The sequence below is a fragment of the Myxococcales bacterium genome, from assembly GCA_012517325.1.
Classification (GTDB): Bacteria; Lernaellota; Lernaellaia; order Lernaellales; family Lernaellaceae; genus JAAYVF01.
In genome coordinates, this window is the sequence record JAAYVF010000010.1 from 1 (window position 1) to 10,562 (window position 10,562).

The 10,562-nt window shown below is 62.6% G+C and carries 8 protein-coding genes; 4 read left to right on the plus strand and 4 right to left on the minus strand.

Annotated elements, in window-relative coordinates; all coding sequences use genetic code 11:
- Positions 1–303 precede the first annotated feature (303 nt).
- A complete protein-coding gene (locus GX444_02550) occupies positions 304–990 on the plus strand; it encodes a carboxylate--amine ligase (protein ID NLH47462.1) in 687 nt (228 codons plus the stop codon).
- 77 nt (positions 991–1,067) lie between these two features.
- On the opposite strand, the gene GX444_02555 is transcribed toward GX444_02550, so the two are convergent.
- Positions 1,068–2,987 (minus strand): S8 family serine peptidase, encoded by a 1,920-nt coding sequence (locus tag GX444_02555; protein ID NLH47463.1) that lies wholly within the window; start codon positions 2,985–2,987, stop codon positions 1,068–1,070.
- A gap of 218 nt (positions 2,988–3,205) precedes the next feature.
- On the opposite strand from GX444_02555, the gene GX444_02560 reads away from it, so the two are divergent.
- Entirely contained in the window at positions 3,206–5,626 is a 2,421-nt protein-coding gene (locus tag GX444_02560; protein NLH47464.1) for a leucine--tRNA ligase, read from the plus strand.
- On the opposite strand, the gene GX444_02565 is transcribed toward GX444_02560, so the two are convergent.
- Positions 5,623–5,856 carry a hypothetical protein gene (locus GX444_02565; protein NLH47465.1) on the minus strand — a complete coding sequence of 78 codons (234 nt, stop codon included), beginning with the start codon at positions 5,854–5,856 and terminating at the stop codon, positions 5,623–5,625. The two genes, GX444_02560 and GX444_02565, sit on opposite strands and share 4 nt — an antisense overlap.
- Positions 5,853–6,029, minus strand: a complete 177-nt coding sequence (locus tag GX444_02570) for a hypothetical protein (protein ID NLH47466.1) — start codon at positions 6,027–6,029, stop codon at positions 5,853–5,855. Before GX444_02570 ends, GX444_02565 begins: the two co-directional genes overlap by 4 nt.
- A 258-nt stretch (positions 6,030–6,287) precedes the next feature.
- On the opposite strand from GX444_02570, the gene GX444_02575 reads away from it, so the two are divergent.
- Both GX444_02575 and GX444_02580 read left to right on the plus strand, forming a co-directional pair.
- Positions 6,288–7,556, plus strand: coding sequence for a hypothetical protein (locus GX444_02575; GenBank protein NLH47467.1), 1,269 nt, complete (start codon positions 6,288–6,290; stop codon positions 7,554–7,556).
- A gap of 162 nt (positions 7,557–7,718) precedes the next feature.
- Positions 7,719–8,555, plus strand: a complete 837-nt coding sequence (locus tag GX444_02580; GenBank protein ID NLH47468.1) for a hypothetical protein — start codon at positions 7,719–7,721, stop codon at positions 8,553–8,555.
- Positions 8,556–8,638: 83 nt separating this feature from the next.
- Here GX444_02580 and GX444_02585 read toward each other — a convergent pair whose 3' ends face one another.
- Entirely contained in the window at positions 8,639–10,336 is a 1,698-nt protein-coding gene (locus GX444_02585; GenBank protein ID NLH47469.1) for a radical SAM protein, read from the minus strand.
- Between the last annotated feature and the right edge of the window lie 226 nt (positions 10,337–10,562).

Genomic DNA, 10,562 nt, shown 5'->3' on the forward strand with positions numbered 1-10,562 from the left:
CAAAGCCCGATGCAAAACGGAAAATCGAAAGGGAACAACCAACTGGACGTGGGTCTATCAGGCCTCGGCTCCGAACTCTACGTAACCAAGGGGACATTTTTGCTGCACAGTTAAGGGGACATATTGCCTAAGTATAAACAATAGAACGCTGAAATGGGGTCGATTTTTCGTCTGTCGAAGGAAAAGCGCAAAAAGAATCCCGGGATGTGGCCGCGCCGCCGCCGCGCCGCTTGACTTCACCCGGGGATTGGGCGACTTTGTGCACCGTCCGCGACGGACCCGAGTTGAACGGAGAGGCCAAGCATGTCGATTCTGGAACTGGCGATACGCGAGAAAATCCCTTTTCTTTCCGAACGGGAAGCCAAGCTGCTCTTGGCGGAATACGGCATCCCCGTCACCGAAGACCGGCTGGTCACCAGCGCGGCGGACGCCGTGGCGGCGGCCGGGGAAATCGGTTTCCCGGTGGTGCTCAAGGGCTGCGGCCGGACGCTGTTGCATAAAACCGAACTGGATCTGGTGCGACTCAATCTGAAAGACGCCGCAGCCGTCGCGGCGGCGGCCGCCGATTTGCTCGCGCGCCTGCCCGCCGACGCCGAGGGCCTGCTGGTCGGGCCGATGCTCGACACCCGCCGCGAATTCATCGCCGGCGTGACGCAGGATCCGCAGTTCGGGGCGGTGGTCGCGTTCGGCCTGGGCGGGATTTTCACCGAGACGCTCAAGGACGTCGCCTTCCGCGTGGCGCCGTTCGGCCACAACGAGGGCCTGTCGCTGATCCACGACGTCAGCGCCCGCAAACTGATGAAAGCGGTGCGGGGGCTCCCCGCGATCGACAAACACCAGATGGCCGACCTGCTTTCCGGGTTGTCGCGCCTCGCGGCCGAACAGCCGGCGATCGCCGAAATCGACTGCAACCCCATCCTGGCCGCCGGTTCGCGCCCGGTCGTGGTCGACGCGCTGGTCAAGCTCAATCACAACGGCGGCAAGGCCTAGGCCGCTGTTGCCCGAGCGATTAACGACGAAGGGCGGTCCGCGGACCGCCCTTCGATTTTAATCCGTGTTCGTTCGGATCAACTGCCGCAGCCCCAGAGGAAATTGTCGTCGGCGCTGCTGTCGCTGTCGTCGTCGGACGAGCCGCCGTCGGACAGTTGGACCGAGCAGTGCTCGGTGACGCAGGCTTCCATGTCGTCGCAGTTATCCACCTGGTCGTAGCAGGACTGCAGGCATTCCCAGTTGTTGCCGCCGCTGCTGTTCTCGCACATGGTCAGGGCGCTGGCCGGCGAGATGTTCTGGCCGTTTTCGTACACCAGAGAAAAGTCGCATTTGTTGTAGATCGTCTGCAACAGTTTGCCGCAGTCGCTGTCGTCGAAGTCGTAGTCGTCGCCGGTGTCGTCGTCGCCGCCGGTGTCGTCATCGTCGTCGGAACCGGGGGTGATGACGATCTGCACCGTGTCGGTGGCGGTCGCGCCCTGGTTGTCCTTGACCGTCAGCACGATGTTGTAGGTGCCGGTGTCGTGGAAGGTGTAGGTGAGCTTTTTGCCGGTGCCGACCAGGTCGTTGCTCTGCTTGTACCGCCAGGTGTATTGCACGATCTTGCCGTCCGAATCCTTGCTGTCGGTGCCGTCGAAGGTCACCTTCAAGGGGGCGGAACCCTTGGTCGGGGTCGCCTTGGCGACGGCGGTCGGCGCCTGGTTGACGCCGGCGTATTCGACCAGCGCCGCGTACGCGTCCACTTCGCCGTAACCGAGCTGGCTGGTCCATTTGCCGACGCCCGACGAGGACCGCGCCGTATTGCACATCGCCTGCCGGATGCCGGACGCGTCGGCGCCGCCGTGCTCGACCAGCAAGGCCGCGACGCCGGCGATGTGCGGCGAGGCCATGCTCGTGCCGCCGAACGAATAGAAGCCGACGCCCCACGTCGGTTCGTAGGCTTCCTGCACGATGTCGACGCCCGGCGCCGAGATGTCCAGGGCGCTGCCGTAATTGGAAAAGTCGGCGCGCGACGGGTTGGCGCCGACCGAGTGCCGGTTGGTGGCGCCGACGGCGATGCAATTCTCGTAGGCCGCCGGGTAATCGACCGTGCCGGCGTATTCGTTGCCCGAAGCCGCCACCACGACCACGTCATGGCTCACCGCGTTGTTGATCGCGTTGTTGGTCGAGGAAACGTAGCCGCCGCCGCCCAGCGACATGTTGATGACGTCGGCGCCGTTGCTGACGGCGTAATTGATGGCCGAAAGGATGTCGCTTTCCAGCGCGCCCTGATCGTAATCGGGAAACACCTTGAGCGGCATGAGCTTGGCGTTGTAGGCGATGCCCGCGCAGCCTTTGCCGTTGTTGGTGTTTTCGGCGACCGTGTTGGAAACGTGCGTGCCGTGGCCGATGTAATCCTGCACGTTGCTGTCGTTGCCCCAGAAATCGTAACCGGTCAGCAGGTTTTTCACCGGATCGGTCATGCCGGTCTTGCGGTAACCGGTATCGATCACCGCCACCGTGGCGCCCTGGCCCGTGGCAATGTCCCAGGCGTCGTTGACGTAGATCTGGCGGAAGTTGCCCTGCTGCGAGGAATAGTAGGGATCGTTGGGCGTCATCAGGACGCGGTGAATGTAATTCGGCGCCACGTCCCGCACGCCCGACAGATCGCGCAGCTCCTCGAGTTGCGCGGCGAGATCCGTCGCCGGATCGATGTCGACCACGCCGATCGCGATCTCGTCGCCCTTGTAAAGGGCGAGGGCGTCGAAATCATCGGCCTCGACCAACGTGCCGTCGAGCATCGAAAGCTGGCGCAACGACCAACCGGCCGCCGCCAACTCGTGCCGGACATCGATCACGGAAAAGTCCGGAGCGAATTCAATGATGCAACTATCGGCCGCGGCCTCGTGCCCCTCATACCAGGTCGATGCGCTGTACATGGTGGCGAAAGACGCCAGAGGGAAAAGGAAAAGAAAACAGGCGGCCAAAACCAGACGCGGAATAAACGAACGACGGTGCATACGCCAATCTCCAAGCCGACCCAGGCTGGCGGACAATTTAGTGGAGTTTTCATCGCTCCACAAGAGCGGACTCAACCCCACCGCCAAGGGATTAAATCGGATCATCCGGGTCGGACCTCAACCGTTAATTTGTCACGGTTTTCGCGGTGGCATCATTGACGCCGCCGCCATGGCCGGTCTATAAAAGCGCGAATCGCGCCGCGGGAGAGCAAAATACGATGGAAACCAAATACGACCATTTGGAAATCGAGCGGAAATGGCAGACGCGCTGGAGCCGGGAACAGACCTACAATACGGATCTGGCCGGCGCGAAGCGCCCGTTTTACAACCTGATGATGTTCCCTTACCCGTCCGCGGAAGGGTTACATGTCGGGAATTGCTTTGCTTTTACCGGCGCGGACATCTTCGGCCGCTTCATGAAAGGGCGGGGCTATGACGTGTTCGAGCCGATGGGTTTCGATGCCTTTGGCATCCATTCCGAAAATTACGCGCTCAAGGTCGGCACGCACCCCTGGAACCTGATCCCGAAAAACGTCGAAAACTTCCGCGAAAACCAGCTCAAACGGCTGGGCGCGATGTTCGATTGGGCGCACCAGGTCAACACCACCGAGCCGGGCTATTACCATTGGACCCAGTGGATTTTCCTGCAACTTTTCAAGCATGGACTGGCCTACTACCAGGAAGGGCTGGTCAACTGGTGCCCGAGCTGCAAAACCGTGCTCTCCAACGAGCAGGTGGCCGGCGGGGTCTGCGAACGCTGCGATTCGACCGTCACCAAGAAGAACCTGCCCCAATGGTACTTTAAAATCACGGCTTACTGCCAACGGCTGTTGGACAACCTCGAGTGGATCGACTGGTCGGAAATCACCAAGCACGCGCAGCGGCGCTGGATCGGGCGGTCGACCGGCGCGGAAATCGCCTTCACGGTCGAGGACCACGAGGAAAAGCTGGTGGTTTTCACCACCCGCCCCGACACGCTGTACGGCGCGACCTACATGGTCGTGGCGCCGGAACATCCCCTGGTGAAACAATTGACGGTGCCGGCCTGCCGCGCGGCGGTCGAGCGCTACGTCGCCGAGTCGATGGCCAAGTCGGAGATCGAGCGCGAGGCCGAGGAACTGGAAAAGACCGGCGAGTTCATCGGCGCCTACGCGATCAACCCGCTCAACGGCGCCCGCATTCCCATCTGGATCAGTGACTACGTGCTGATGGGTTACGGCACGGGCGCGATCATGGCGGTGCCGGCGCACGACACCCGTGACTTCGCCTTCGCGAAAAAATTCGACCTGCCGATCATCGAGGTCATCAGTCCCGACGGCGGCACCCACGAATTGAACGAAGCCTACACGGGCGAGGGCGTGCTCATCCAATCCGGCCAGTTCAACGGCGTGCCGAGCCTGGAAGCCGTTCAAAAGGTGACCGACTACCTCGTCGCGCGCGGCCTCGGCAAGCACATGGTCAATTACCGCCTGCGCGACTGGGGCATCTCGCGGCAGCGTTATTGGGGGCCGCCGGTGCCGGTGGTGCATTGCCCCAAGTGCGGCATCGTCGCGGTGCCCGACGACCAATTGCCGGTCGAATTGCCCTACATCGAGAACTTCAAGCCGATGGGCACCGGCGAAAGCCCGCTGGCTTCGATCGATTCCTTCATCCAGACCCCTTGCCCGACCTGCGGCGGCCCGGCGAAGCGCGATTGCGACGTCATGGACAATTTCCTCGACAGCGCCTGGTATTTCTTCCGGTATCTGTCGGCGAACGACGACGCGCGGGCTTTCGATCCGGCCCTGGTGAAAAAGTGGCTGCCGGTCGACATGTACATCGGCGGCAACGAGCATGCGGTACTGCATCTGATGTACACGCGCTTTCTGACGATGGCCTTCAAAGACATGGGGCTGATCGACTTCGAGGAGCCGTTCAAGAAATTCCGCGCCCATGGGCTGCTCATCCGCGACGGCTCGAAGATGAGCAAATCGAAGGGCAACGTCGTCAACCCGGACCAGTACCTCGACGGCTACGGCGCCGACACGTTCCGCACCTACCTGATGTTTCTCGGTCCCTTCCACGAGGGCGGCGATTTCCGCGACACCGGCATCATCGGCGTCCGGCGCTTCATGGAACGCGTCTGGCGGCTCGTGGCCGACAGCGAGGTTTCCGCTTCGCCCCTGGCCGGCAGCGCGGAACTCGGACCGGTGCACCGGGCGATCAAGAAGGTGACGCAGGACCTCGAGAAGCTGCATTACAACACGGCGATCGCCGCACTGATGGAGCTGACCAACGAGTTGTACAAGTGGCCGCAGCAGAAAAAAGAGGCGCTGGAATCGCTGCTCAAGCTGCTGCACCCGTTCGCGCCGCACCTGACGCACGAATTGTTCGAGCGCCTCGGCAACTCGGTGCTGCTGGCCGACGCGGGCTGGCCGGAATGGAACGAGGACTATTGCGCGGTCGAGGAGATCGAGCTGGTCATCCAGATCAACGGCAAGCTGCGCGGCCGGGCCATGATGCCGATCGACGTGGACGAGGCGGGCGCCTGGGCCAAGGCGTCGGAACTCGAAGGCGTCAAGAAGTACCTCGAGGGCGTCACCGTGGTGAAAAAGATTTTCGTGCCGAAAAAGCTGCTGAACATCGTGGTCAAAGGCTAGTCGGCGCGGCTTTGCTCCGCGCGGCGGGCGCGGCGCAGCCGGCCGGCGATCTCCTGTACCGTTTCCAGCACGAACCAGCCCAGCAGCCCGCCGTAGGCGGTCATGAACGGGCCGTTCGATTTCAGCGGGCAGCCGTTGGCGCAACCGACGAAATGGTAATAGGCGTAGCCACCGGCCGCGCCGAGCAACAGTCCGGCCAGCGAAATCAACCGGCTGGTTTTTGTCTTCATTTGCCTTGCCTTTTCCAAACCTCGCATTGGTCGCGATAGTCGCAGAGGGAATAGGGCTGCACGCAGCGCGCGCAATCGGGATGATCGCAAATCGGAATTGCAAAGCGCCGGCACAGCAGCCGTTTTTCGCGGTCGGGATGGATGGCGCAGGCTTCCGGTTTCGTCGCTTGCAAAAGCCCCTCCGGGTTGCTTCTTGGATTGTAAATATAACGCTAGATTCCGCCGCGACAACCGCTGCCTTTTGAATATTTTGGCGTGTCGGCACGGTTTGTCTTCGCGGAATTTTTCCTCATGATTGGCTCTTTTGAGGATGAAGAATGACGGGAAGCTTGACTTGGTCGGGTGCATTTGCGTATAAATAATAATATAAATGATAAGTGGTGAGAGCCATGGGAAATATTTCTTTATTTGTGTTGATAATGGCCGGCCTCATGGGCGTCGGTTTCCTTTTTTCCTGCGCTACCAGCGGTGAGGATGACAGTGGCGATGGTGCATCCGCTTCGGATGATGACGCCGCCACCGACGACGATAACGTTAGCGACGACGACAACGATAACGACGATAATGACGATAACGACGACGACACCACGGTGCCGCCGATGCCCGGTTCCGGCTTGCTGCTCTATACCGACGCCGATCTGAACCTGCGATCCTGGATGCGGACCGAGAACGGCTGGGAGGAAATGGCGGTCCCGGCGGCCGGCTTTCTATTGTGTTTCGGTCCGGTATTGCTGCTCGACGGTTCGCATGCGTACTCAGCCGTCAATCGAACCAAGTGGGTCATGGAGAAAGGCATGTCCGTCAGCACCTCGAACGGGCATTCCTGGCTGCGGTTCGATTGGCAAAACGGCTGGCGTCTGGATCCGCAACGCTCGCCGGCCGGGAACCTGGCCAACATTTCCCATCTCGGACTGACGAGCGACGGTGTTTTTTGGACCGGAGCGGAGGAATGGTATTCCGAAATGGACTCGGGCGTCGGCCCCGGGCTTCACTATGAGTTCCTGACGCGCGATCGATTGTTTCATTACACCGGCAACCAGGCGATCGCGGATCTGACCCTGGCCTATCTGAGCGTGACCGCCATGGCCGTTCCGGCTCCCGATTTCGGCCAGGCCTGGGCCGAGAAAAACATGCTGTCGCCGCAGGAGGAATTGTGGCGCTTCGACGGCCTGGAGTGGACTTTGGCGACGATTCCGCCGGCCATGGCGGGTGGCGCCGCCGATTGGTTCTGGTTTACTGACGCGGCAAACGGGTATGCCGCCTGGCGCTCCAAGTATTTGCCGACCCGACGCTTGTTCCGGTTCGGCGACGGCGAATGGACGGAAGTCCCGGCCCCGGCCGGGTGTGAGACGGTGACGCCGACGCAAGTCCAGTCATTCGGCGGTTATGCCGTGGGCATCGATACGAGCCGAAGGACTTCCCGGTTTTGGGAGTATCGCGAGGGGCAATGGCAGTGCCGCAATGCCGCATTGCTCGATGCGGATTGGACCTGGTTCCATGCCGCGGTGACCACCGATGAACGCGCGTATGCCATCGTGAAAAACGCGGATGGCGAGCCGAAACTGATAGAAATCACCGCCGGGGCGGTGAATGACATTTCCCTGCCGGCGGAGGTAACGATGCCGATCGGGGTGCTGGTTCTGGGTGAAGACGCGCCGCCGATCGGTTATGCGCCGTTGTCGCCCAATTGCCTCAACTGAGGCGGATCGCCTTTTTTGCTTGACAGCCACGCCGCCGGTCGTGATAAATTTTATCAAATCATAACGTCTCCAGAAAAAAAGTAATTTGTCGAATGGCTTCGAGGCAATCAAATACCCGGACCAAGGGCGGTTATCGCAACCATTGAAAACGGAGGGATGGCGATGAAGTTATTTTTGAGATTGCTGATGGTGTTGTTGATTTCCCTGCTGTCGTTGACGGCTTGCGGCGGCGGCGACGATGACGACGACAACGATGCCGGCGACGACGATGCCGGCGACGACGACGCCGGTGACGATGACGCCGCCGATGACGACGCGGCCGACGACGATGCCGGCGACGACGACTCGGGCGATGATGACGACGATGACAACGATGCGGACGACTGGTCCGATTTCTTCCCGCCGCCCGCCGGTCCGTTGGGCACCTATCGTATTTATATCAACGAGGAAGAAACCGAATTTTCGGACATTCCGGTCGAAGTGGTCGGCGAGGACTCCACGACGTTCCCGGGTGAAACCTACTCGCTGTTGCAGGCCGGCGATTTCGACGCCTCGGCGACGAACGGCCAACGGACCTGGTTCGATTTGTACACCGTGTTGCAGGCGGGCATCCGGCGCAGCGAAGTGTATGAGGATTTGAAGGCGCCCGATCCTACTTTCAGCATCACTTTCGATCCGGCGATCCTTATCGAGTTCGATCAAGCGGTCGGCGAAACGCGCACGAACGACACCACCGGTACCTGGGATTTCGGCGACGGGGTGACCGTCGAATCCGATTTCTCGGCCGCCGCGACGGTGCAGGACGACAACGCGTCGATCGACGTTCCCTTCGGCACCGTGACCGGCTGCCGGAAAGTCGCTTTGGCCGTGACCGAGACGGGCGACGACGGGATTCCGTTCACCACCGATTCGACGTTCTACGTGCATCCGGATTACGGCATCATTCGCATCGAAATGGTGCCGGGGTTCTTCTCGATCGACCTGGTGGCGTTGCCGTAAGGTTTGAAAAGATTGGTTGAGCCAGAGCGCCTTCGGCCGACCGGCCGAAGGCGCTTTTTTTCGACAATCCCACGGTTATTCGTTCAACACGCGCCGCACAGCCGGCAACGGTGCCCCAAATTGCACGGCGGCGAGGTTTTACCGGCGAGGGCGTTTTCGTATTCCTTTTCGAGGTAGTCGCGGCGGACGCCGATGTCGAGGTGATCCCACGGCAGGCAATCGCCGAATTCTCGCTGGGCGGTGAGCAGGGCTAGGTAATCCGGCCGCCAGGCCTTCAAGCCGCGTTGAATATTGCCCGCTTCGGCAACCCGCAGCGCCAGATCCGCCGTTCGCCGGTCGCCCAATGAAAGCAAAGCCTGTAAAACCGCTTCGCGCGGCGATTCGCTTTGCATTTCCACGTTCGGCAGGGGACGCAGCTTGTTGCGCAGGTCGGCTAGCTGTTTTTGCCGTTCGGCGGGGTCGCCGTACGGATGCCATTGAAAGGGCGTCTGCGGTTTGGGAATGAACGGGTTGACGCTGGCGATGATTTTTCCCGCCCGGCCTTTCGCCTTCCAGCCGACCATCGCCGCGTCGCGGCAGCGTTGGGTCAGTTCGACGATCGCGACCCGATCCTCGGCGGTTTCGGTCGGCAACCCGATCAGGTAGTACAGCTTGATGTTGCGGATGCTGGCCGCCGCCGCGCGCGCCACCTCGGCCAGGATTTCCTTGTCGGTCGCCGGTTTGTTGACGACCGCGCGCAGGCGGGCCGTACCCGCTTCCGGCGCCAGGGCGGCCGCGGCCAGGGCGGCGGCGGTCAGGCGGGCCCATTGCGCGTCGCTCAGCGCGCCGCGCCGGATCGAGGACAGCGTGACGCGACGGCCGTCCGCCGCGGCGATCCATCGTTCGAGCTCCGGATGACCCGAGACGTTCGAGCCGACGAGCCCGAGCGCATCCTCGCCGAGGCGGGGCAGGCTCGCCGGCGGCGAGGCGGGCCGGAAGGGCAGGAAAAGATGGCCGGCGGCGCAGAAGCGGCAGCGGTTGACGCAGCCGCGAGCGGTTTCGATCAACAGGGTGTCGCCGAAGGCCGCGCTCGGAGCGCGCAGATGCAGGCGCGTCAGCAGCGGATCGAAGCGGGCCTCCTTGGGCACCGCCACGCGGGCGGGAAAGCCGCCTCGCGCCTCGACCGCGAGCAGCCGGCCGTCGGCCGCGTAACGCGACTGGTAATACCGCCCAACGTAGGCGCCGGGCAGGTCGCGCAATCCGGCGAGAAAATCCTCGCGCCGCGCCGGGTCGTGGTCGCGCAGGTAATCCAGAAACGGGCGCAGCACGGCCTCGCCTTCGCCCAGCAGGCATACGTCGGCCAGCGCGGCCGTGGGTTCGGGGTTGAGCATCGGCACGACGCCGCCGGCGACGATCAGCGGCGCGGCGTCGTCGCGCGCTGCGGCGCGCGGGGCGAGGCCCGCCAGGCGCAGCAGTTCCGCGAAACGGACCAGGTCGTTTTCGAAGGAAAGCGAGACGAACCAGACGTCGGCGTCGGCGGCGGCGCGATCGTCGTCGATGGCGCGCAAGGTGTCGCGCTCGACCTCGGCCAGCAGGGCCGCATCCGGCCACACCGCGCGCGCGACGCCCAGGCCGGCCGAGGCCAGCGCGTGAAACAGCCATTGGTAGCCGAGGTTCGACATCGCCACTTCGTAGGGGCTCGGGTAGACGGCGACGGCGCGCCGCCAGCCGTGGCGCGGCAGCGGTTCGCCGACTTCGGCCGCGCGCCGGGCGGCGTGCAGTTTCGCGGTTTTTTGCGTCATCACGGCGCACTTTATCGCAAGGCGGGGCGCGGAACCAGCTTGAGCCGCCGCCGTCGATTTTGGTATGGTCGAGCAGTAATCGCCCACGGAGGATGCCATGCCCAAGTGCAAGAGCTGCAGCGCGGATCTCGAAGCGACTGTTTCGGCCTGCCCCTATTGCGGCGATACCGCGCCGTTCGCCAGCGCCGCGCCACCGCCGCCCCCGCCCGCCGCGCCCGCGCCGCCG